The following is a 23,745-nucleotide window of genomic DNA, read 5'->3' as shown; positions in this document are numbered from 1 at the left end:
GGTCACAGACCCAGCTTGTCGATCATTGGCTGCGTGATGAGGCAGATGCCGCCTTCGCTGCGACGGAAACGCTTGGCGTCAAGAACCGGGTCCTCACCGACGATGAGGCCTTCCGGAATCACCACGCCATGGTCGATTACCACGTTCTTGAGCTGCGCATGCCGGCCGATCTTGACGCTCGGCAGGACGACCGCTCCCTCCAGCTTGGAATAGGAGTTGGCGCGCACGCCGGTGAACAGGAGGCTCTTGTTGAGTGTCGCGCCCGATATGATGCAGTCGCCCGCGACGACGGAGGACGTGGCGGAGCCGCGGCGGTCTTCATCGTCGTGGACGAACTTCGCCGGCGGCAAGATTTCAGCGTAGGTCCAGATCGGCCAGGACTTGTCGTAGATATCCAGTTCGGGAACGACTGCGGTCAGGTCGATGTTGGCCTGCCAGTAGGCGTCGATCGTTCCGACGTCGCGCCAGTAGGGCTCATGCTCGAAATCGGAGCGGACGCAGGATTGCGCGAAGCGATGGGCCACAGCCTTACCGTTCTTGACGATGTAGGGGATGATGTCCTTGCCGAAATCCTTGCTGGAGTTCGGGTCGGCGGCGTCGCGGCGCAGCGCATCGATCAGGAACTTCGTATGGAACACGTAGATGCCCATGGAGGCCAGCGCGAACTCAGGCTTGTCGGGAATGCCCGGCGGGTCGGCAGGCTTTTCGATGAAGTCGATGATCCGGTCGTTCTGATCGACATGCATGACGCCGAAGCCGACGGCTTCCATGCGCGGCACTTCCAGGCAGCCGATCGTGACGTCGGCGCCGGAATCGACGTGCTGCTGCAACATCCATTCGTAGTCCATCTTGTAGACGTGGTCGCCGGCGAGGATGACCATGTATTCCGGACCATAGGGCTCGATGATGTCGATGTTCTGATAGACCGCGTCGGCCGTGCCTTCGTACCACTGCGTCTCCGAGACGCGCTGGGAGGCGGGCAGAATGTCAAAGCTCTCGTTTCGCTCCGGGCGGAAGAAGTTCCAGCCGCGCTGCATGTGGCGGATCAGCGAGTGCGCCTTGTATTGGGTCGCGACGCCGATGCGGCGGATGCCCGAGTTCAAGGCGTTCGACAAGGCGAAGTCGATGATGCGGGTCTTGCCGCCGAAGTAGACTGCCGGCTTGGCGCGGCGATCGGTGAGTTCCTTCAGGCGGCTCCCCCGGCCACCGGCGAGAACATAGGCCATTGCGTCACGGGCAAGTGGCTGAACACGTTTTTCTACCATTTTTATCCTCCCACCAGTCTTCAGTTCTCAGGTTCAAGCATGATCGTCGCCAGAGGCGGCAAGGTGATTGATGCGGCGATGTTGCCGCCGGCGTTGACGGCCTGGACGCGGCCGCCATTGCCCTTGCCGCTGCCGCCGTAGATGTCGGCATCGGTATTCAGGATCTCGCGCCACCGCCCCTCGGTCGGCAGGCGGACGGAATAATTCTCGCGATAAACAGGCGTCAGATTGCAGATGACGGCAACCGGCTTTTCGCCCGGTGCCTTGCGGATCCAGGCGAGGACGGAATTTTCGTGGTCGTCGGCGATCAGCCATTCGAAGCCGTCGCCCTCGCAGTCGCGGGCGTGCAGGGCCGGCTTGCTGCGGTAGGTGAAGTTGAGGTCACGCACCAGCCGGCGCATTCCCTCGTGCATGCGGTACTGCAGCAGGTTCCAGTCGAGCGACTTCGCCTCGCTCCATTCGGCCCATTGCGCGAATTCCTGGCCCATGAAGAGCAGCTTCTTGCCAGGGTAGCCCCACATGAAGGCGTAGTAGGCACGCAGGTTTGCGAACTTCTGCCAATCGTCGCCCGGCATCTTGGCGATCAGCGAGCCCTTTCCGTGCACCACCTCGTCATGGGAGAGCGGCAGCACGAAGTTTTCCGAGTAGGCGTAGAGCAGGCCGAAGGTCAGCTCGTTATGGTGATGCTTGCGGTGCACGGGATCGCGGCTCATGTAGGAGAGCGTGTCGTGCATGAAGCCCATGTTCCACTTGAAGCCGAAGCCGAGGCCGCCTTCGTGCACCGGCTGCGACACCTTCGGCCAGGAAGTCGATTCCTCGGCGATGGTCATGACGCCGGGATGCTCTGCGTAGATGCGGGTATTCATGTTCTGCAGGAAGCGGACCGCTTCCAGGTTCTCGTTGCCGCCGTACTCGTTCGGGATCCATTCGCCGTGCTTGCGGGAATAATCGAGGTAGAGCATCGAGGCGACGGCATCGACACGCAGGCCATCGAGATGGAACTTCTCGGCCCAATAGAGTGCATTGTTGACGAGGTAGGAGACGACTTCGGTGCGCCCGAAATTGTAGATCGCCGTATTCCAGTCCGGGTGGAAGCCCTGGCGCGGGTCGGCATGCTCGTAGAGCGCCGTGCCGTCGAACCAGCCGAGGCCGTGTTCGTCGGTCGGGAAATGGGCAGGCACCCAATCGAGGATGACGCCGATGCCCACCTTGTGGCAGCCGTTGACGAAACGGGCGAAACCCTCGGGCTCACCGAAGCGGGCGGTCGGGGCATAGAGCCCGGTCGTCTGGTATCCCCAGGACGGATCGTAGGGATGCTCGGTAATCGGCAGGAACTCGATATGGGTGAAGCCCATATCGACGCAATAGGGGATCAACCGCGAGGCCAGCTCGTCCCAGGAGAGGAACGAGCCGTCGTCACGCCGCTGCCAGGAGCCGGCATGAACCTCGTAGATCGAGATCGGTTGACGGCGCTTGTCGGTTTCGCTCCAGTGCTTCAGATGCGCTCCGTCGTCCCACTCCTGCAGCAGTTCTGAGGCCGCGACCGAGGCGGTCTTCGGCCGCAGCTCGCTGCGGCGGGCGAATGGATCGGCTTTCAGTGGCAAGAGAACGCCATCGTGACCGCGGATTTCAAACTTATAGGCCACCCCGGTCGGGACATCGGGTGCAAAGATCTCCCAGATGCCCGCGCTGGAGCGGAAGCGCATCACATGGCGACGACCGTCCCAGCCGTTGAAATCGCCGACGACAGAGACGCGCTGTGCGTTCGGCGCCCATACGGCAAAATGGATGCCCTGCGCGCCCTCGTGCTTGATCCAGTGTGCACCCATCTTGTCGAAGAGGCGCAGGTGCGAGCCTTCCCGCACGTAATAGTCATCCATCGGGCCGAGGATCGGTCCGAAGCTATAAGGGTCGGTCACCGCCCATTCGGCATCACCGCGCCGGGCCCGATAGCGAACCGGCACTTGCTTGTTGACAGAGACGGACCCGGCAAAGAAGCCGTCCGGGTGCTGCTGCTCCAGTTGGCCGATGACGCTCCCGTCGAGCGCCATCGCCGTTACCTCTTCGGCGCCCGGAATGAAGCACCGGGCGACGTAGGCGCTGCCTGATTTGTGAACGCCGAGAACGGCGAACGGGTTGGAATGTGAGCCTGCGAGGATTGCCGCTATCTCGTCTGCCGAAATCTCCCAGGGAAGTCTGACTTCAGGGGTGGCTTTCGGCGTCTTCATCCGGCTCTCCAGATTTCCTTGGCATATTGCCGTATCGTGCGGTCAGACGAGAACCAGCCCATCCGCGCCGTGTTGCAGATCGCCTTCGCGTTCCACGCTGATGGATCGGCCCAGAGCTGGTCGACATCACGCTGGGCCTGCGCATAGGCATCGAAATCCGCCGCGACCATGAACCAGTCATGGGCATAGATGCCCTCGATCAACGCCGCGTATCGGTTTCGATCATCGTGCGAGAAGACGCCGGAACTGATCGCCTGGAGCGCCTGAGACAGTTCACGCGACGCCTCTATGATGGCGCGGGGATTGTGGCCGTCGGCACGGGCGGCGGCGACTTCGTCGGCGCGCAGACCGAAGATGATGATGTTGTCCTCGCCGACATGATCGCGCATTTCGACATTGGCGCCGTCGAGCGTTCCGATCGTCAGGGCGCCGTTGAGCGCAAACTTCATGTTGCCGGTGCCCGAGGCTTCCATGCCAGCCGTCGAGATCTGTTCGGACAGGTCGGCGGCGGGCACCATGACTTCGGCCAGCGAGACGTTGTAATTCGGTACGAAAACGACCTTCAAGAGACCGCGGACGGCCGGGTCGTTGTTGATGGTGCGGGCGACGTCGTTGATCAGCTTGATGATCAGCTTAGCATTGTGATAGCTCGGCGCCGCCTTGCCGGCGAAGAGTTTGACGCGCGGTACCCAGTCCAATTCAGGATGCGAGCGTATCTGGTCGTAGAGGGCGACGGCCTCGATGATGTTGAGCAGCTGGCGCTTGTATTCGTGGATACGCTTGATCTGGATATCGAACATCGCCGACGGATCGAGCTTGATGCCCATGCGGCTGGCGACAAGATTGGACAAGGCCACCTTGTTGTCACGCTTAATCGCAGCAAACTTCTCCTGGAAGCTTGCATCGTTCGCGAACCTGTCGAGGGGTTTCAGCTTTCCGGCATCGTCAAGGAAGTCATCGCCGATCGTTTCGCGGATCAGCGAGGTCAGGCCAGGATTGCACTGCTGCAGCCAGCGGCGGGGCGTGATGCCGTTCGTCTTGTTGTTGATGCGGTCGGGATAAAGCTTGTGCAGGTCGGCAAAGACCGTGACCTTCATCAGATCGGTATGGAGAGCCGAAACGCCGTTGATCGAATGGGCGCCGACGAAGGCGAGATTACCCATGCGAACCCGGCGTTCGCCGCTTTCTTCGATCAGCGAAATCGAGCGGATTTCGGTTTCGGAGAATGTCTTGGTCTTGCGCGCTTCGAGCAGCACCTTGGCGTTGATCGCGTAGATGATCTGCATATGGCGCGGCAGCAGGCGCTCGAAGAGCGGGATCGGCCAGCTTTCCAACGCTTCGGGAAGGAGCGTGTGGTTGGTGTAGCCGATCGTGCCGCGGGTGATGTCCCAGGCCTGGTCGAAGTCGAGGCCGTGAACATCGCACAGCAGACGCATCAGTTCGGCGACGGAGACGGCCGGATGCGTATCGTTCAGCTGGATCGCCACCTTGTCGGGCAGCGAGGTGAAATCGTCATATTGCTGCAGATGACGGCGCAGGATGTCCTGCAGCGATGCGGAGGAGAAGAAGAACTCCTGGCGTAGGCGCAGCTCCTGGCCGGCCGGCGTCGCATCGGCCGGATAGAGAACGCGCGTCAGGCTTTCCGCCTTGTTGCTTTCGCGCAGCGCGCCGATGTGGTCGCCGGCGTTGAAGGCATCGAGCAGGATCGGATCGATCGGCTGCGCCGACCAGAGGCGCAGCGTGTTGACGCGCTTGCCGCGCCAACCGACGACTGGCGTATCGAAGGCCGCGGCAATCACCCGCTCGGCTGGTTTCCACACATAGCGCGGCTCGCCCTCGGGACTGTTGACGACATCGACCGTGCCGCCGAAGCCGATTTCGTAGGCGCTTTCGCGACGCTCGAATTCCCAGGGGTTGCCGTGCGCCAGCCAGCTCTCCGGCAGCTCGACCTGCCAACCATCGGCAAGCTGCTGGCGGAAGAGGCCGTGTACATAACGGATGCCGTAGCCATAGGCCGGCACCTCGACGGTGGCCATGCTTTCCATGAAACAGGCAGCGAGACGGCCGAGGCCGCCATTGCCGAGGGCGGCATCGGGCTCGAGGCCAGCGATGACGGCCACATCGACGCCGAGCGAGGCGAGTGCGTCGCGAACCTGTTCCATCAGATTAAGGTTCGAGATGGCATCGCGCATCAGGCGGCCGATGAGGAATTCGAGCGAGAGGTAATAAACGCGCTTGTCGCCGGTCGCATAGACCCTGCGGGTCGATTCCATCCACTTGTCGATGATGCGGTCACGCACGACGAGGATCGTGGCAGTCAGCCAGTCATGAGGCTTGGCGACCTTCGCATCCTTGCCGATGCGGTAGGTCAAACGCTCGATGATTTCTTCAGCGAGAATTTCCGGCTTGGAACTGCGGGGGGCGGGGGAGGGGATGGTCGGTTTCGAAACGGTGTTCATCGTCAGTCCTCGCCAATTCTGTTTTGTTTCAGTGCTTTATGCCAATTTCAATCGGTTTACCGCGCACTAAAGACGCAGTTTATGCATCGTTACAACGCACTTGCAACAAGGAATTACCCAAACGAAAAAATTGATGAGGCTCGGCGCTCCATTGCGGAAAGAGCTTGATTTCAATCGGTTTTCCGATTTTGATACGCGCGTTTTGCAGGCAAACGAAAAGCCGCTCCGGTTTGTTCCGGAGCGGCTTGTTGCTTGAGATAGTCTAGAGATCAGTTGATCAGGCGCGTCGTCTGGTCGGAAGTTTTTGCGCCGATCTCTTTAAAGGCGGCGAGAAGATCGGACATGCTTTCTGCCTTGAAGTAATGATTGTCATCTGTTGCACAATACTTCAGCAGCGCCTGGCCGTTCACAGGCGCCATGAAGGCGACCGTGTAGATCTCAATGCCATCACCCTTCGCTTTATTGCACGTGTCCTTCGTCAACGTGTCGTAGGAGCGACCGCCTGACGAATCGTCGTTGTTGTCGCCGTCGGTCATGAAGACAATATATTTCTTGGGCGTCTGGCCGGTTTTCGCCTGGTGCAGAGCGTTTTCGTTGTCGTTACCGGCGTTGTTTTTCGCGATCAACGAGTTGTAGGCCATGCTCACCGCGCCGCTGGAATTCGTGCCATTGGCCGCCGAGAGCGCGTTGACATAGGTCGTGACGGCACTGGTTCCCCAGGCGAGCTTGGCTTCCGGATACGTAATGAGATCGTAGGAGACCGCACCCGTGCGGGAATAGATGTGCGTTGGGTCGGCCTTGTCGAGTTCTGCCGTCAAGTTACCGACCGCGAGCTTCAAGGCTGCAATTTTAGTGTAGTAGGCTGTGCACGTCTTATTGTGGTTTTTACCGCAGGTATAGGTGTAGGACGTCGTTGTGTAGTCGCCCATCGAGCCCGATTTATCGAGAGCCAGGAATATCGAAACTGAACCCTGCTTCTCGGAATAGCCGCTTGCTGTTTGGCTTGACGTAGCGATGTTGGCAGTCTGGAAGCCGATGACCCGCGCAAGGCCGCTGAGTTGCATGCTGTAAGACGATGAGACGTTCACGCTGTAGCTTGCAGCACTTCCGGACGTTGTCTTGGTCGCTGTGGCCGTTGTGGCGGCCCGGAGTGCGGTCGTGTCGCTAATGAAGTTTGCCATCTGACCGGCAACGAAATCCTTCGCGAACGCAGAGGCAGTCGTTGTGTCGATCTTTCCCTCGGCAAGGGCGGAGGCGGTGGCAAGTGCCGCCGCGTCGGAGGCTTCCTGTAACTGATGCTTCGCCAACGCAGCGTTGGTTACGTCAACCGCGACCGCGCCGGCTCCTATTGCGATCGGTAGCAGGATCGCAGTAACCATCCCGAAATTGCCATGCCGATCCTTCTGCAGCCGAGACAGGCTCGACTTCAGCGATTGAAAGGTGCTCATCATGTTCACCTGAGTTAAGTGCCCCAATAATGCCTAATTCATGCCCGGCAATTGTTGAGCTCGCCTTTATCGGATCGTTAAGATTCTAGCGGAATGTCGCTTTCTTGTGCGCAGCCTCAATGAAAAATGCCCTCTTTGAGGGATTTTTGACATTGATGCATCTATAGCATGTTCACCCCAGCGGCACGACGTCCACCGCCTGGACGGCGCGTTGGCCGCCGTAGCTCTTCAAGACACCGATGACCGGGGCGACGTCGGCGTAGTCGCGGCCATAAGCGACGACGATGTGGTCGGTGCCGGCCGGGATGTTGTTCGTCGGGTCGAGTTCGACCCAACCGATCGTTTCGCCGCACCAGACCCTGACCCAGGCGTGCATGGCGTCGGCGCCCTCCAGCCGTTCCTTGCCGGGCGGCGGGATGGTGCGCAGGAAGCCGGAGACATAGCCTGCCGGAACGCCGAGGCTGCGGAGTGCAAGGATCATGACATGGGCGAAGTCCTGGCAGACGCCGCTCTTCAACTGGAAGGCCTCAAGCGGCGTCGTATCGACGGTCGTCGCTTCGGCATCGTACTTGAAATCCCGGTGGATTTTCGCGCAGAGCGCAGTGGCGATCTGCAGCACGGTCAATGACGGTTCGGCGCAGGCCTTCGCATAGTCCGAGATGGCGCGCGTTTCCAGCAGGCGAGGGCTGTTGCCGAGAAAGTGGTGCGGGGCATCGGGCTTCAGCGACCAGACGCCAGCAATCTCATCCGGCAGCTTCGCAAGCACTGGCGAAAAATCCGCCGCGATCGAATGGCTCTCCACCTGCACGCGGGCCTGCATGCGGATATCAAGCTTTTCGTGCGGCGCGCGCAACATGAAGGAAGTCGCGGGATGCTCGAAGAAATCCACAAAGTGGGTCTGTTCGTCCGGCGTCGGCGAAACCTTGATGGAGCCGGCAATCAGCCGCTGCCGGTCTGGCAGAGACAATGGCATCAGCCGCATGATGTGGCGGGCACCCGAGGCCGGGGTGTCGTAGATGTAGCCCATGTGCAGGGAGAGATCGTAGAGCACCTGAGTCACCCGAGATATGTTTGGGCAAGAAGGTCGGACAGTTGTTCCAACTCGCGTTCGAGACGGCGATAGACATCGACGCTCATCGTCTCTGGCGTCATCACCGCAAGACCTGCGTGGAGCCGCATTGCTTCGCGGTAGAAGGGCGACATCTGGCCGTTGACGAACGCGTTCGGCAATTGCTCCACCTCGCGATGGATCTCGTTCATCTGGAAGAGGATCGAGCGCGGGTTGAGTGGATCTAGCGCCAGAAGATCGGTGACCGTCAGGCGGGCAGTGTTGACGTTGTAGCGACGGCGATGGGTCATGACGCTGTCGCCGATCTCCAGCAGCATGTCGAGCGCGCCGTCGGGGGCGTCCGGTCCCGACATGTGGCCGAGCAGCCGCGTCATGTGCAGGCCGCGCTCGATATGGCGGCCGAGCGACAGGAACCGCCAGCCCATGAAGCGATACATATTTTCGTGCACCAGACCTGCGAAACCCGCGAGCTTGCGCAGCAGGATCGTCATCGCATGGCTTGCGTCATCGCCCGATGAGACCGTCGCATGGAAACGCCGCGCGGTCTTGGCGAGATCGGTGAGCGCCAGCCAACCGTCGGGTGAAAAGCGGTCGCGGATGTTGCTGGCGGAATAGACGGCGCTGTCGATGTTGCGCAGCAGCGTGTCCGGCACCGCGTCCTTGGTGTCGATATCGACGGCTGCCAGGTAGGCCGTCACGTCGGCCAGTAGCGGCTGGCTCGGATCGGCGGCCTCGGCGAAGCGGGCGTGCCAGGCGCGCAGGATGCGCAGCGCCCCTTCGGCGCGTTCGATGTAGCGGCCAAGCCAGAAGAGGTTGTCAGCGGCGCGACTCGGCAGGCTGCCCGGCATGTTGCGGGTGAAGCTGCCTTCGGCCGGCAGCAGCGTGTGCCGCTCCACCGGCTTGTCGCTGACAATCCAGACGTCGGCGGCCGCACCGCCAGACTGCATGGCAATGGCCGCCACGTCATCGCTGCCGCCGATGCGGGCAAAGCCGCCGGGCATGATCTGCCAGCCATTGGCTGTGCGAGCCGCGAAGACGCGCAGCGACATCGGCCGTGGCGTAAGCTTGCCGTCGATCCAGGCGGGCGTGGTCGAAAGCGTCACGACTTCCTGGCCGACGAGCTTTGCGCCGTCGGAATTCAGCCAGTCGGCGATCGAGTCTTTGGCGGTGGCGCGCAGGCTCGAGCCGAGCACGGATTCACCGCTGTCATCGAAGAAGGGCGCGCGCGAATAAGCCGGGCCGATCACCATCTTCTCGATGTTCTTTGCGACATGTTCGCGCTCGCCCTTCTGGCCGCACCACCAGGTCGCGATCGAGGGGAGCTTCAGTTCCCCGCCGAACAGCCGACGACAGATCGTCGGCATGAAGGCGAGAAGCGCACGGGTCTCGATGATGCCGCTGCCGAGTGCGTTGACGATGGTGACGCTTTCGGCGCGCAATGCTTCCACGAGGCCGGGCGTGCCGATGTGCGAATTCTGGTTCAGTTCGAGCGGGTCGGCATAGGCGGAATCGAGGCGGCGCCAGAGAACGGTAATCGGCTTCAGGCCCGAAACGGTGCGCACCATCACCTTGCCGTTGACGACCGTCAGGTCCTCGCCTTCGAGCAGCATGAAGCCGAGATAGCGGGCGATATAGGCGTGTTCGTAATAGGTCTCGTTGGCGGGGCCGGGGGTCAGGACGGCGATGCGGTCATCGCCGCTGTGCTTCATGCCTTGCAGCGCATCACGGAAGGCGCCGAAGAAGGAGGCCAGCCGATGAACCGGCGTTTCGGCGTAGATGTCGGAGAAGGCGCGGGTTGTCGCGACGCGGTTTTCGAGCGCGAAACCGGCGCCCGACGGAGCCTGGGTGCGGTCGGCCAGCACCCACCAGTTGCCGTCTGGGCCGCGGCCGATCTCGAAGGCGCAGAAATGCAGATAATGACCGCCCGCGGGAGTGATGCCAACGAGTGGACGCTGGTACTCCGGATTGGCGGCGATGAGTGCGGGTGGCAGGACGCCATCCGCGACCAGCCGGTTTTCGCCGTAGATGTCGGCAACGATCGCCTCAAGCAGGTCGGCGCGCTGCACGAGGCCGGCCGACAGCGCTTCCCATTCGCGGGCGTGGATCAGGACGGGCACATGCGAAAGCGGCCAGGAGCGCTCGGCGCTGCCGGTGCTGCCATAGGCGCGGTAAAACACGCCGGCATCGCGGAGATAGCGATCGGCGCGAGCGAAGCGCTCGGTCAGGTCCTTTTCGGGCATGCCGCTCAGATGCGCGAAGAAACGCTGCCAGACCGGACGGATGGCGCCGTTGGTATCGACCATTTCGTCGGCCACGCCAGGCAGCGGGGCGTAGCTGAGCACCGCATCGTTGCCGGTGCGGTTGCGTGGTGCTTCCTTCAGTTCTGCCGTCGGTTTCTTGCCCATTTCGTCCTAATGTCTAAATTCCCGCCGGCCTGCGAAGATCGAGCGTCAGCGGGAATTCCGGCGAAGCTGTCTCCGTGCGCGGGATATAGCCGCCCGATGTATGCCCCCACGGCTCGAATCGCGCCAGACGCCTTGCTTCCGCTTCGTTACCATTGACCGGGAAGGTGTCATAGTTACGCCCGCCCGGATGGGCAACATGATAGATGCAGCCGCCGATCGAACGCTTCGACCATGTATCATAAATGTCGAAGGTAAGCGGGGTGTTGACCGGCAGAAGCGGGTGCAATCCCGACGCCGGCTGCCATGCCTTGAAGCGGACGCCGGCGACCGAGACGCCCGCCGTCCCTGTCGGCGTCAACGGCACGGTGCGGCCGTTGCAGGTGACGGTGTAGCGGGAGGCGTTGCCGGTCTCGAGCCTCACCTGTAGGCGCTCGACGGAACTGTCGACATAGCGCACGGTGCCGCCGATCGCGCCTTCTTCGCCCATGACGTTCCAAGGCTCCAGCGCCTGGCGCAGCTCCAGCTTGGAGCCCTCGTATTCGACCTCGCCGCAGAAGGGGAAGCGGAATTCGAGCTGCGCCTTGAACCATTCCGGGCTGAGGTCGAAGCCGTTCTGCTTGAGATCGGCGAGCACGTCGAGGAAGTCGTGCCAGACGAAGTGCGGCAGCATGAAACGGTCGTGCAGGGTCGTGCCCCAGCGCACGAAGCGGCCGTCGGCCGGGTTCTGCCAGAAGCGGGCGATGAGGGCGCGGACCAGCAATTGCTGGGCGAGCGACATGCGCGCGTTCGGCGGCATCTCGAAGCCGCGGAACTCGACGAGGCCCAAGCGACCGGTCGGGCCGTCGGGCGAAAACAGCTTGTCGATGCAGATCTCGGCGCGGTGGGTGTTGCCGGTGACGTCGATCAGGAGATTGCGGAACAGGCGGTCGGTGATCCACGGCAGCGGTGTTAGGCCGCGGCCCGGCACGGGGATCTGGGCGAGCGCCGTTTCCAGCTCGTAGAGGCTGTCGTGGCGGGCCTCGTCGATGCGTGGCGCCTGGCTGGTCGGGCCGATGAACATGCCTGAAAACATGTAGGAGAGCGACGGATGGCGCTGCCAGTGCAGCACCAGGCTCTTCAACAGATCGGGACGGCGCAGGAACGGGCTGTCGCCGGGATTGGCGCCGCCGACCACCACGTGGTTGCCGCCGCCAGTGCCGGTGTGGCGCCCGTCGATCATGAACTTGTCGGCGCCGAGCCGCGACTGGCGCGCCTCTTCGTAGACAGCCGTGGTGATCGCCACGCAGTCCTGCCAGTTGGAGGCCGGATGGATGTTGACCTCGATGACGCCAGGGTCGGGGGCGACGCGGATGACGTTGATGCGCTCGTCCTGCGGCGGCGAATAGCCTTCGATATGGACGGGCAGGCCGAGTTCGGCGGCGGCGTTTTCAGCCGCGGCGATCAGCTCGAGAGAATCCTCGATGCGCTCGACCGGGGGCATGAAGACGCAAAGCCGGCCGTCGCGCGGCTCGACCGAGATCGCGGTGCGCACGGCGCCGCCGATCTCGCCAATGGTCTGCTCGACGCGGCTCTGGCCGGTCTCGTCGTTGTGGCGGGAGGCTTCCGGCATGGCGCGGCCTGATGGCACGAAGACATCGGGCAGGGGCCTGCGCGGGATGGAGGGGTCGGCCGGGTGGATATAGGGAAAGCGCGCCGGCGGCACGTAGGGCAGGGTGCCGAGCGGCAGGCGGTAGCCGACGGGACTGTCGCCAGGCACGAGGAAGATCTTGCCGCGGCGGGTCTTCCACCGTTCGCTGACCCAGCGCTTGCCGGATGCCTTGGCGTTCCATGCCTGAACCGGCAGGATGTAGCCTGTTGGTACCGTCAGGCCGCGTTCGAAGACGCGGGCGATGCGGCTGCGCTCTTCCGGGTCCTTCAGCTTGGAGTTCGAGGGATCGACATTATCAGGCAGGCTTCCTTCCTTGAGGATCCATTCGGCCGGATCCTCATAGGCGGGCAGCACCATGTCCGTTTCGATCGCCAGTTCCCGGGCGATGGCATTCAACAGGTTGGCGGCATCGTCGGCCTTTACGCCGGTATCCTTGCCCTCACCGGCGATCAGATCCGGGTTCCGCCAGATCGGCTTGCCGTCCTTGCGCCAGTACAGCGAGAAGGTCCAGCGCGGCAGGCTTTCGCCCGGATACCACTTGCCCTGGCCGTAATGCAGGAAGCCGCCGGGCGCGAAGCGTTCGCGTAGCTTACGGATCAGCACGTCGGCCTTCTCGCGCTTGGTCGGGCCAACGGCTGCGGTGTTCCACTCCTCGGATTCGAAGTCGTCGATGGAGACAAAGGTCGGCTCGCCGCCCATGGTGAGCCTGACATCCTCGGCCTCAAGGATGCGATCGACCTTGAGGCCGAGGTCGTTGAGCTCGTGCCAGCTGTCGTCGGAAAAAGGCTTGGTGATGCGCGGGTGCTCCGCGACGCGCGCGACCTTCATGTCGAAGGCGAATTCGGTGTTGGCGTGGCCGTAGAGGGCGCCGGAGATGGGGGCGGCGTTGCGATAGTGCGGGGTGGCGGCGAGCGGGATGTGGCTTTCGCCGGTCAGCAGGCCGGAGGTCGGGTCGAGGCCGATCCAGCCGGCGCCGGGGATATAGACCTCGCACCAGGCATGCAGATCGGTGAAATCGACCTCGGTGCCGGAGGGACCGTCGAGCGCTTTCAGATCGGGCGTCAACTGGATGAGATAGCCGGAGACGAAGCGGGCGGCGAAGCCGAGATTGCGGAGGATCTCGACCAGCAGCCAGCTCGAGTCGCGACAGGAGCCGAGCGCCAGTTTCAGCGTCTCCTCCGGCGTCTGCACGCCGGGCTCCATACGGATGACGTACTCGACGTCGTTCTTCAGCCGGGCATTGAGACCGACGATGAAATCGGTGGTGCGCATCGGGGTGCGGTCGATGCCTGAGAGATAGGCTGCCAGCGCCGGCTCCACCGGCTGCGGCTGCATGTAGATCTTCAGGTCGTCCCTGAGCTCCTCGGGATAGGAGAAGGGCCACACTTCGGCGCTCTCCTCGATGAAGAAATCGAAGGGGTTGTAAACAGTCATGTCGGCGACGAGATCGACCTCGATCTTGAACTCGGTCACCGGGTCGGGGAAGACGTAGCGGGCAAGGTAATTGCCGTAGGGATCCTGCTGCAGGTTCACGAAATGGTTCGACGGCGAGACCTTCAGCGAATGGCTGATCACCCGCGTCTTCGAATGCGAAGCAGGCTTGAGGCGGATGATCTGGGGTCCGAGGCGGACCGGCTTGTCGTATTTGTAATGCGTCAGATGATAGATGCTGGCTTTGATCGACATGTATTGCCTTGTCCGCTGCCGTATCGTTGACGGCATTTGCTGTTCCCTGATGGCAGTGTGTGCAATGCAGCGAAAGAATGCAAGGCGGTATGGCCAAGCCGGCTAAGCCTTTACGCAACCTTCGTAAAGGTCACGGAGGCTTTGAGGCCTCTACCGTCCATGCCGGGCTCCAGCGTCAGCGCCGCGTTGAAGAGACCAGCGATCTCTTCGACAATCGGCAGGCCGAGCCCGGCCCCCGGCGTACCCGAATCGCTGCCGCGTGAAAAGCGTCGCCGCACGGCGGCCAGCTTCTCCGCTGGAATGCCCGGGCCATTGTCCTCGACTTCGAGGCGGACGGCCTCATCCGTTTCAGCTATCCGCACCGTCACCTCCGCACCCTTGCCGGCATAGGCGATGGCGTTTCCGGCAAGGTTGCGCAATAGCTCGCCGATCAGCAGCGGCTCGGCGCGGATGAAGGCAGGGCGGTTGCCTTCGAAACCGAGATCGATGCCCGCCTCGGCGGCGGCCGGGATGAGCTCCCCGGTGATGTCCTGGGCGATGGCCGTCAGGTCGATCGAGGAGGCGGTCAGCGCCTCCTTCGCCGTTGCCGCATCGATCTTCGCCATCAGCAGCAATTGCGCGAGAATGCGTTCTGCGTGGGCGACGGCCTGATCACCCTTCAGGGCAGAGCCCTGTGCTTCTGCCAGTGTGCCTGATCGGGCCGATAGCGCGAGCTGCGTGCGGATGATCGCAAGCGGCGTGCGCAGCTGGTGGCTGGCGTTGCCGGTGAAGTTACGAAGCGCATCGAGCGCCGATTCCAGACGCACCATGAAGCCGTTGACCGTATCGACCAGCGGTTGGACCTCGCTTGGCACGGATTGTTCGATCGGGTGAAGGTCGTCGGGGCTCCGCTCGCCGATCGCATCGCGCAGCTTGTAGAGCGGGCGTAGGGCGACGGTGACCGAGATCCAGACGATGACGGCGGCGCCCGCGATCATGAAGGAGAGGCGGAGTGCGGAGCGGAAGAGGATGGCGCGGGCCAGCTGGCGGCGGGCAATCGTGGTTTCGGCGACGGTTACGGCGAAGGGGACCGAGCGGATGCCGGTCGAGGCTGAGCGTTTCAGTGTCGCCACCCGGATCGGTTCGCTGCGAAAAGTGTCGTCGGCAAAGGCGGCGGTGTCGCCCACGGTTTCGTTAAGCACGGGCAACGCCTGGTAGCCGGTGATGAATTTCCCCGGCGGTCCGTCGACGCGATAGAAGACCCGGTCCTGCGCGGCCGAGGTCAGCATTTCAAGCGCCACATAGGGGATATCGACCTCGAGCGTGCCGTCTTCGGCCACGACGACGCGTTCGGCGATGGCGAGCGCCGAACCTGCCAGCACGCGGTCCGAGACGATGTTGGAGGTTTGCACGGCTTCCCGATAGGTGTCCGCGAGCGCGATCATGCCGATGATGGCAGTCGAGATCAGCAGCCAGAACAGGAGCCTTCGTCGGAGCGAATAGGCCGTCGTCATGAGGCCTCGGGCAGCTTGTCGAGATAGTAGCCGATGCCGCGCGCGGTCTTCACCGTCAGGCCGTAGGGCGACAGGCGCTTCCTGAGGCGGCTGACATACTGCTCGATGGCATTGGCCGAAATGTCGTCGTCGAAAGCGGTCAGCGACTGGATGATCGCCTCCTTGGCGACGACCTTGCCGGCGCGCATGAAGAGGATTTCCAGAAGGCCAAGTTCGCGGGCGGGGATGTCGAGCGGCGTCGAGCCGGCGGAAAATGCACGCGAATTGAGGTCGAGCGAAAGGCCGCCGAAGCTCACCGTCGCCGAATGCAGCCCGGCCTGGCGGCGCAGGAGAACGCGCACGCGGGCCTCGAATTCCGAGATGTCGAAGGGCTTGATGAGGTAGTCGTCGGCGCCGAGATCGAGGCCCTTGACCCGCTCCTCCGGCGCGCCGCGCGCCGTCAGGATGAGGACGGCCGATTGGTTCTGCCGTGCCCGCATGCCGCGCAGCACTTCGAGGCCGTCCATCTCCGGCAGGTTCAGGTCGAGCACGACGAGATCGAAATTCTCAGCCGCCGTCACAGCATTGGCCGAGGCACCGTCATGCACGACGTCAACGGCATGGCCGGTGCCGCGCAGGATCGCCGAAAGCCCGTCGGCCAGCGCGATATTGTCCTCCACCAGTAGAATGCGCACGGATGTTCCCTTGATTTTTGAAAAGGATACAGGGCGGTGAGGCCGATGTCATAGCGATTTTTCGGTTTGGCAGCGTACCAGCCGCTGTGGCCGGAAACTGGACTGGCGCGCTCGGCTTGCTGGATCGCAGCTGCTGGTGCATTGTCGTGCAATGAGGAGTGTTCTTTTCCTGTTGCTGTCTCTCTGTCCCGCTTTGGCGACAGCGGACGAGGTGTTTTATCCTGCGCGTTCCGGCAATGCCGAAGCTCCGACGCTGGTCGTCTATTCATCGCTCGACGAGCCCCTGGCGCAGCCGATGATCCGCGGGTTTCAGGAGGCGAATCCCGATGTGGCGGTCAAATACGAGGACATGCTGACCGGGGAAATCTACGACCGCATCGTGCGCGAGACCGATGCCGGCAAGCGCACCGCCGATTTCGCCTTTTCCTCGGCCATGGACCTGCAGGTGAAGCTCTCCAACGACGGTTACGCGCAGGTCAGCAACCTGCCGATGAGCGCCCGCTGGCCCAAATGGGCCAACTGGCGCAATACCGCCTATGCACTGACCTTCGAGCCGGCGGTTTTCGTCTATCACAAGCCGAGCTTCGTGAAGGAGCCGCCACCGAGTTCGCGCGCCGAATTCGTCGATTACCTCAAGCGCAAGGGCGATGCGGTCCATGGCCGGATCGGCACCTACGACATCGAACGTTCCGGCGTCGGCTTCCTGTTCATGGCGCGTGACCAGGAGCAGTTCGGGGATATCTGGTCCGTCATCGGCGCCATGGGCGCAGCAGGAGTCAAACTCTATTCGACCAGCTCTGCCATTCTGGAGCGCGTGTCCGACGGCCGTTTCGTTCTCGGCTACAACATCCTCGGCTCCTATGCCGCCGATTGGGCCAAACGCCAGCCGGATGTGGGGATTGTCCTGCCAAAGGACTATACCGTCGTGATGTCGCGCATTGGCCTCGTGCCGCAGGCGGCGGGCGAGCCGGAACTCGGGCGCCGCTACCTCTCCTTCTTCATGTCGAAGGAGGGGCAGACGATCATGGCGCGCGAGCTGCAAATTCCGGCTGTCAGCCCTGAGGTCGCCGGTGAGAACACAGCCAACACGATGCAGGAGCTGCTGGGCGCGCAATTGCGGCCGGTGCCTGTCAGCCCCGGACTGATGGTCTACCTGGATCAGGTGAAGCGCGCGAGGTTGATCGCGCACTGGAACGAGGTCCTGCGGGCACAATAAAAATCGTGGTAGTTACCGGAAAAGGCAGGGCCGCTGGGCGTTCGACAGCAATTCCTGCTTCGTCGCGAACGATCCGAAAAGCACGAGGAGCCGCTTCTCCTCCTCCTTGTCCAACCGGTGGCGACGCGCAAATTCACGCACGCTCCACACTTGTCGTAAGCCCTCATGTTCGATTTGCTTGGTATCGATGTGAGAACTCATGGCCCAATCCTCCTTATCTCCCTAAACGCGGCGATGGCAGACAAGTTCCCGCAACGGTCGAAGTTTTTCGCCGAGCGGCAATTGCGGCAAAAAAGTGTCCTTCGGGGTGGATACTCAGCGGATGTCAGCTAAATGACAGCTTATTGTGGTCCGCTTTGTAGAACTTCAGCTCCGTGGAGGCGGAGAGGTGAAGTTTCGGGAGGAGCTTGCCGGCCATACCGGACCTTGATGTCCGTCTGCGGTGTCCTTCCCGATTCCATCGAGAACAATGCGCGGTTTCTCAGCCGTGCCCACGGAGGACACACTCGTGAAGCATACTCTTCTTGCAAGCATTTTCGCGGCCGCGATCGCGTTGCCGGCCTATGGCGCCGACTACACCATCATGGCGCCGGCCGCTCCTGGCGGCGGTTGGGACCAGACTGCTCGCTCGCTGCAGACCGTCATGCAGAAGGAAGGCATCTCAGGCAACATTCAGGTTCAGAACGTTCCAGGCGCCGGCGGCACCATTGGTCTCGCCCAGTTTGCCGGTCAGAACAGCGGCAACCCTAACGCACTGATCGTTGGCGGCTATGTCATGGTCGGCGCGATCCTGACGAACCAGTCGCCGGTTACCCTCAAGGACGTCACGCCGATCGCCCGTCTCACGGGCGAATACGAGGCGATCGTCGTTCCGGCTTCATCCGACATCAAGACGATGGCCGATCTCGTCGCGAAGCTGAAGCAGGATCCGGGTGCCGTTTCCTGGGGTGGCGGCTCGGCCGGCGGCACCGACCACATCGCGGTCGGCCTGATCGCGAAGGCGGCCGGGGTCGATCCGACGAAGATCAACTATGTTGCCTTCTCCGGCGGCGGCGAAGCACTGGCTGCCATTCTCGGCGGACAGGTGACGGCGGGCATTTCTGGTTATGGCGAGTTTGAATCGCAAGTTAAAGCCGGCCAGCTGCGCCTGCTTGCCGTGTCTGGCGAGCACCGCATCGAGGGCGTCGATGCGCCGACGCTGAAGGAATCCGGTCTCGATGTCGCCGTGCAGAACTGGCGTATGGTGGCTGCCGCTCCAGGGCTTTCGGCCGAACAGACCGCAGCGATCACCGCTGACTTCGACAAGGTCTCGAAGTCCGCCGGCTGGCAGGAAATCCTGAAGACCAAGGGTTGGGCCGATACCTACCTCGCCGGCGACGCCTTCAAGGCGCAGCTCGAAAAGGATGTTGCTGCGACCGAAGGCATCCTCAAAGAGATCGGACTTGTTAAATGAGCGAGGGTAACGAACCCCTGGCAACGAAGCGCCGCCCCGACTGGGCGGCGCTGATCATTGCCCTTTGTCTTTTCGCCGTGGCCGCGGTCATGCTCTGGGACGTTTCTCACATGAAGGCGGTCGCGCAATACGCGCGCATCGGTCCTTCGACCGTTCCGACGGCGGTCGCGCTCGGCCTGATCGCACTTGGGATCTGGACGGCGTTCGAAGCCTGGCATGGCGATTTTCCCGAACGTGAGCATCAGGAAATCGCGCCGGTCATATGGGTCGTCGCCGGCCTTGCAGGGCAAATGCTGCTCCTGAAGACGGCCGGCTTTTCGATTGCCACCGGCGTTCTCTTCGCACTCACGGCGCGTGGCTTCGGACTGCGCAAGCTTTGGCTATCGTTGCCAGCCGGTATCGCCCTCAGCTTCGTCGTCTGGGTCATCTTCTCGCAGCTTCTGCAGCTCTTGTTGCCTGCCGGTCCGCTGGAGAGGCTCTTCTTCTAGGAACGAATGCCCATGAACACTTTCGAACTCCTCCTTCAGGGCGTCCTGGTTGCCATGCAGCCGATGAACCTGCTTTACGCGTTGATCGGCGTAACGCTTGGAACGGCCGTCGGCGTTCTACCGGGCATCGGTCCGGCGCTGACGGTCGCACTCCTGCTGCCGGTCACCTACAAGCTCGATCCGGGCGGATCGCTCATCATGTTCGCTGGCATCTACTACGGCGGGATGTATGGTGGTTCGACGACCTCGATCCTTCTCAACACGCCGGGCGAAAGCTCCTCGATCGTCACCGCATTGGAGGGCAACAAGATGGCCCGGGCGGGCAGGGGCGGCCCCGCGCTCGCGACAGCGGCGATCGGCTCGTTCGTGGCGGGTCTCATCGCCACGCTCGGACTGGCCTTCATCGCCCCCTATATCGTCAAACTCGCTCTCGTCTTTGGCCCCCGCGAGTATTTTGCGCTGATGATCCTTGCCTTCGTCACGGTTTCCTCTGCTTTCGGGGACTCGGCGCTGAGGGGGCTCACGTCGCTCTTCATCGGCTTTGCGCTTGCTATGATCGGTATCGACCTGCAGACCGGCCAGGCGCGTCTTTCCTTCGGCGTTCCGGATCTGCTCGACGGTGTCGAGGTCACGACGTTGGCGGTTGCGATGTTTGCTATTGGCGAGACACTCTATATTGCCGCTCAGGGCAATCGGGGCGAGGAGACCGTCGAGGCGGTCAAGGGTTCGTTGTGGATGACGGCACAGGACTGGGCGCGTTCCTGGAAAGCGTGGCTGCGCGGCACCCTCATTGGTTTCCCGATAGGTGCAATGCCGGCCGGCGGCGCAGAGATCGGAACATTCCTCTCCTATGCCACCGAGAAACGGCTGAGCAAGAATCCCGAGGAATTCGGCCGTGGCGCGATTGAGGGTGTGGCCGGTCCAGAGGCTGCGAACAACGCATCGGCTGCCGGTACGCTCGTTCCGCTCCTGACACTCGGCCTGCCGACTTCGGCAACGGCGGCGATCATGCTCGCCGGCTTCCAGCAATACGGTCTGCAGCCCGGCCCCCTGTTATTTGCGAACAACCCACAGATCGTCTGGGGCCTGATTGCCAGCCTGCTGATCGCCAATGCGATGCTCCTGGTGCTCAACCTGCCGCTGATCGGTCTCTGGGTACGCCTGCTGACGATCCCGAAGCCATGGCTCTATGCCGGCATCCTGCTGTTTGCGACGCTCGGCACGATCGGCGCCAACCCCTCGGTGTTTGAACTCGGCATGCTGCTCGCCTTCGGTGTCCTCGGCTACATCATGCGGCTTTTCGGCTATCCGATCGCGCCCGCGGTCGTCGGCCTCATCCTTGGCCCACTGGCCGAGCAGCAGCTGCGCCGCGCGCTTGCGATCAGCCAGGGCGACGTGACGACGCTGGTGATGTCGCCGATCGCGGCCGGCCTGCTGATCGTCGCCGCCGCCGCCTTCATCATCCCGCTGATCCTGCGCCTGCGCGGACGCGGCGAGGTTCTGTCGCAGCTGGCGGCCAACGAGGATTAAAAGAAAAAGACTGCCCGAACCCCTCAATTGCGGCCGGCGATGGACACATCGCCGGCCCTTTTCGTTCAGGCCCGCGAGACGCGGTGGCGGACACGGCACCGCGTCACATCAGACGTCTTGCTCGCGTGGCTGTGCGGTTAGGTGTCGAGACCCTCGACCAGGTCTATCGCCATCACGAGGTCGGTCTGGACGTCCTGACCGACGGTAAATGCCGTGTTACCGGTCACTGCGAATCCGGCTCTTTTGTAAAACGCGATCGCCCGGGCGTTTTGCTCGAATACAGTCAACTCCAAACGGGTTTCGCCGCGTTGCCTAGCCTCGCTCAGAACGGTCTCCAAGAGTTCGGTCGCCAATCCACGGCCTCTCCAACCGGTGTGGACATAAATGCGATTGAGAAAGGCCGGCCGATGATTGACCGAGTCGAAAATGACGTGCGCGTATCCGATGATGCGGTCATCAAATGTCGAAAGAAACACCGCGGCGGAGGGATCGCTGATCTCCCCGGCCTGATGTCCGACGCTGAAATTCTTCTCGATGTGAGCGTCGATGTCGGACGCCGCTGTGTCTTTATCGTAGGTATCGCGAAATAGGTGCGCGGCAAATTGCGCCAAGGCTTCGGCCTCCGATAACTCGGCACGTCTGATCACGAACGGTTCTGTCAACAGCATGTCATCCAATCCTTGTGATCACGCCACGGCTCCGTACTGTGCCTCGTTTTGCTGAGTCATACGGTAGCGCTTGCGTGATCGCCAAGGTAGACGCTCTCAAATATCGGGAAGCACGATCGGAACATGCATTTCCAGACCTCGCCCGAGTGCGCAGACGCCGCTCGTGGGTGGCTGCCTGTCGTGCGTCTATTCTGATCTCGTGTTTTTGCATGGCAGGGCTGAAGTTCCATCGCTTGTCGCAACGCATGGGGAGGCACACATATGAGCAGTCAATCATAAAGCAAAGCGAGAAAGAAATGTCCTTCCGTAAGTCCATCCGCGATGGTTTCCTTGGCCGCGCCTTTGCGATGATCAGTGCTGCGAATGCTGCGAGCGCCGCTGTCGAAGCTGGCCGCCGCCCGAAGGCACGCGATCTGCGCGAGCTCGGTATCGATCCGAGCATGTTCGGTAGAATCAACCACTAAGCGCTTCGGCGCGGTTTTGGCGATCCACGATCGCCGGATACGAAACAGCCCGCAACCGGATGGTGAACTGACCCCATAAAGTTGGACGGTTGCTGGGCTATGATACAAGGGACTGAGTTCTGTATTGCACAGGACTCAGTCCTTTCAGTTTCAGCTTGATGCGCTGATGATTGTAGTAGTGGATATAGTCCTTGATGCCGTTCTTCAGGCTCTGGGTGCTTTCGAACCGATTGGGATAGAAGAGCTCGGACTTGAGGGTTGCGAAGAAGCTCTCCATTGCCGCGTTGTCGAGGCAGTTGCCTTTGCGTGACATGCTCTGTTGGATGCCGTGTTTTTTCAGTCGCTGCTGATATGCGGACATCTGGTAATGCCATCCCTGGTCAGAATGCAGGATCGGCTTGTCATTGTTGCCTAGCTGGTTCAACGCCTTGCTCAACATCCCTTCCACCAGTTTGAAGACGGGCCGTCTTGCGGTTTCAAAAGCAATGATCTCTCCGTTGAACAAGTCCATAACCGGCGAGAGATAGAGCTTCTCACCCCCGACGTTAAATTCGGTGACATCCGTCACCCATTTCTGATTGACCGCCTGTGCGGTGAACTGCCGTTTGATCAGATCGGGAGCTATGCGCCCGACGCTGCCCTTGTAGGAGCGATATTTCTTCGGTCTGACCAGCGATTTCAGTCCCATCTTGACCATCAGATGCTGCACCGTCTTGTGATTGACCCTGTGCCCCTCCTGGCGGATCTCTGCAGTCACGCGCCGATAGCCATAGCGGCCCTTGTGAGCGTGGAAGACGGCCTTGATCCGGTCCTTCAGCGCAGCATGCTTGTCGCAAAGCGCCGACACCTTTTGCCGATAATAAAAAGTGCTGCGGGAAAGGCCCGAAAGCTTCAGCAAGCTATCAATGGGATAGAATGGCCTTAACGCTTGGATGACTTGCGCTTTTTGAGCGCTGCTTGCTCCAGCGTTAAGGCATCGAGTTTTTTTAGGTAGGCGTTCTCCATCCGCAGATAGGTCAGCTCCGCCAGCAACTCCTCACGGCTCTTATCATCGCTGCGTGAAGCGTCCGGTTGTTTTTGCGGCTCGGGCATTGATCGGGGCCTTCCTTTGCGACGCGGGCTCAAGGCATCAATACCGCCAGTCTTATAGCGTCGCTCCCAATCCGCCAGGCTACTCTTATTGCGGATGTCGAACAACGCCGCCGTCTGACGGTAGGACAGACCATCCTCCCACATCCGCTGGAGAACCGACAGCTTGAAAGCTGTATCGTAGCGGCTGAATTTCTTCGCCAGACCTAAAGGTCCGTGCGCCGCGTAACTCGCCACCCATGTACGAACCGTGGCATGATCTACGCCGAAACGCCGGCCTACTTCGCGAGCGCCTCGCTCACCCGTCTGATAAAACTCCACAACAGATCGCTTAAAAGCTTCGCTGTGCTTGGACATGAAAAACCCCCGAAGGTTGTTGTCCAACTTTCGGGGGTCAGTTCAATGGTCGCGGGCTTTATTTTTGCCGTGATGAAGCAGCATCGGTCGATGCGGCTCACACGT

Annotated in this window: 17 protein-coding genes; 5 read left to right on the top strand and 12 right to left on the bottom strand. The window is 61.7% G+C overall.

Annotation, left to right across the window (positions count from 1 at the left end; all coding sequences use genetic code 11):
* Positions 1-2: 2 nt before the first annotated feature.
* From glgC to NBG89_RS13835, 9 genes are all read right to left on the bottom strand, one after another.
* Positions 3-1,265, bottom strand: coding sequence for a glucose-1-phosphate adenylyltransferase (gene glgC, locus NBG89_RS13875; protein WP_431320436.1), 1,263 nt, complete (start codon positions 1,263-1,265; stop codon positions 3-5).
* Positions 1,266-1,285: 20 nt separating this feature from the next.
* Complete coding sequence (gene glgB / locus NBG89_RS13870; RefSeq protein ID WP_431320435.1) at positions 1,286-3,493, bottom strand: 1,4-alpha-glucan branching protein GlgB; 2,208 nt, start codon at positions 3,491-3,493, stop codon at positions 1,286-1,288.
* On the bottom strand, positions 3,490-5,952 hold the full coding sequence (locus NBG89_RS13865; RefSeq protein WP_431320434.1) for a glycogen/starch/alpha-glucan phosphorylase: 2,463 nt from the start codon (positions 5,950-5,952) through the stop codon (positions 3,490-3,492). The genes glgB and NBG89_RS13865 overlap by 4 nt, the downstream gene beginning before the upstream one ends.
* Before the next feature lie 269 nt (positions 5,953-6,221).
* Entirely contained in the window at positions 6,222-7,400 is a 1,179-nt protein-coding gene (locus NBG89_RS13860; protein ID WP_431322693.1) for a VWA domain-containing protein, read from the bottom strand.
* Positions 7,401-7,572: 172 nt separating this feature from the next.
* Positions 7,573-8,460, bottom strand: coding sequence for a transglutaminase family protein (locus NBG89_RS13855; RefSeq protein WP_431320433.1), 888 nt, complete (start codon positions 8,458-8,460; stop codon positions 7,573-7,575).
* Positions 8,457-10,874, bottom strand: coding sequence for a circularly permuted type 2 ATP-grasp protein (locus NBG89_RS13850; RefSeq protein WP_431320432.1), 2,418 nt, complete (start codon positions 10,872-10,874; stop codon positions 8,457-8,459). Before NBG89_RS13850 ends, NBG89_RS13855 begins: the two co-directional genes overlap by 4 nt.
* A gap of 13 nt (positions 10,875-10,887) precedes the next feature.
* The gene (locus NBG89_RS13845) at positions 10,888-14,208 is read right to left on the bottom strand and encodes a DUF2126 domain-containing protein (RefSeq protein WP_431320431.1); all 3,321 of its coding nucleotides are present in this window, start codon (positions 14,206-14,208) and stop codon (positions 10,888-10,890) included.
* A gap of 110 nt (positions 14,209-14,318) precedes the next feature.
* The gene (locus NBG89_RS13840) at positions 14,319-15,701 is read right to left on the bottom strand and encodes a sensor histidine kinase (protein WP_431320430.1); all 1,383 of its coding nucleotides are present in this window, start codon (positions 15,699-15,701) and stop codon (positions 14,319-14,321) included.
* Complete coding sequence (locus NBG89_RS13835; protein ID WP_431320429.1) at positions 15,698-16,375, bottom strand: response regulator; 678 nt, start codon at positions 16,373-16,375, stop codon at positions 15,698-15,700. The genes NBG89_RS13840 and NBG89_RS13835 overlap by 4 nt, the downstream gene beginning before the upstream one ends.
* Before the next feature lie 151 nt (positions 16,376-16,526).
* On the opposite strand from NBG89_RS13835, the gene NBG89_RS13830 reads away from it, so the two are divergent.
* Positions 16,527-17,591, top strand: a complete 1,065-nt coding sequence (locus NBG89_RS13830; RefSeq protein ID WP_431320428.1) for an ABC transporter substrate-binding protein — start codon at positions 16,527-16,529, stop codon at positions 17,589-17,591.
* A 12-nt stretch (positions 17,592-17,603) separates the two neighbouring features.
* On the opposite strand, the gene NBG89_RS13825 is transcribed toward NBG89_RS13830, so the two are convergent.
* The gene (locus tag NBG89_RS13825) at positions 17,604-17,792 is read right to left on the bottom strand and encodes a hypothetical protein (protein ID WP_431320427.1); all 189 of its coding nucleotides are present in this window, start codon (positions 17,790-17,792) and stop codon (positions 17,604-17,606) included.
* Between the two features lie 307 nt (positions 17,793-18,099).
* Between NBG89_RS13825 and NBG89_RS13820 the strand changes: the two genes are divergently transcribed.
* Genes NBG89_RS13820 through NBG89_RS13810 form a run of 3 tightly spaced genes read left to right on the top strand, consistent with a single transcriptional unit; the run spans position 18,100 to position 21,062 of the window.
* Entirely contained in the window at positions 18,100-19,044 is a 945-nt protein-coding gene (locus NBG89_RS13820; protein ID WP_431320426.1) for a Bug family tripartite tricarboxylate transporter substrate binding protein, read from the top strand.
* Positions 19,041-19,532, top strand: coding sequence for a tripartite tricarboxylate transporter TctB family protein (locus tag NBG89_RS13815; RefSeq protein ID WP_431320425.1), 492 nt, complete (start codon positions 19,041-19,043; stop codon positions 19,530-19,532). Before NBG89_RS13820 ends, NBG89_RS13815 begins: the two co-directional genes overlap by 4 nt.
* A 12-nt stretch (positions 19,533-19,544) precedes the next feature.
* Positions 19,545-21,062, top strand: a complete 1,518-nt coding sequence (locus tag NBG89_RS13810) for a tripartite tricarboxylate transporter permease (protein ID WP_088692082.1) — start codon at positions 19,545-19,547, stop codon at positions 21,060-21,062.
* 137 nt (positions 21,063-21,199) lie between these two features.
* Here the strand turns inward: NBG89_RS13810 and NBG89_RS13805 are convergent, their stop codons facing one another.
* The gene (locus NBG89_RS13805) at positions 21,200-21,730 is read right to left on the bottom strand and encodes an N-acetyltransferase family protein (protein WP_431322692.1); all 531 of its coding nucleotides are present in this window, start codon (positions 21,728-21,730) and stop codon (positions 21,200-21,202) included.
* A 296-nt stretch (positions 21,731-22,026) separates the two neighbouring features.
* On the opposite strand from NBG89_RS13805, the gene NBG89_RS13800 reads away from it, so the two are divergent.
* Positions 22,027-22,194, top strand: a complete 168-nt coding sequence (locus NBG89_RS13800; RefSeq protein WP_431320424.1) for a hypothetical protein — start codon at positions 22,027-22,029, stop codon at positions 22,192-22,194.
* Positions 22,195-22,291: 97 nt separating this feature from the next.
* Here NBG89_RS13800 and NBG89_RS13795 read toward each other — a convergent pair.
* Positions 22,292-23,640, bottom strand: a protein-coding gene (locus NBG89_RS13795) for an IS3 family transposase (protein WP_431320423.1) whose coding sequence is annotated in 2 segments (ribosomal slippage) — positions 22,292-23,172 and positions 23,172-23,640 — 1,350 coding nt in all. Because the reading frame shifts where the segments join, the coding sequence is not laid out codon by codon here.
* Positions 23,641-23,745 lie beyond the last annotated feature (105 nt).

Source organism: Rhizobium sp. YTU87027 (assembly GCF_050644135.1).
GTDB lineage: Bacteria > Pseudomonadota > Alphaproteobacteria > Rhizobiales > Rhizobiaceae > Rhizobium.
Note: the sequence above shows the minus strand (reverse complement) of the source record. Positions and strands in the feature narration are given on the sequence as shown.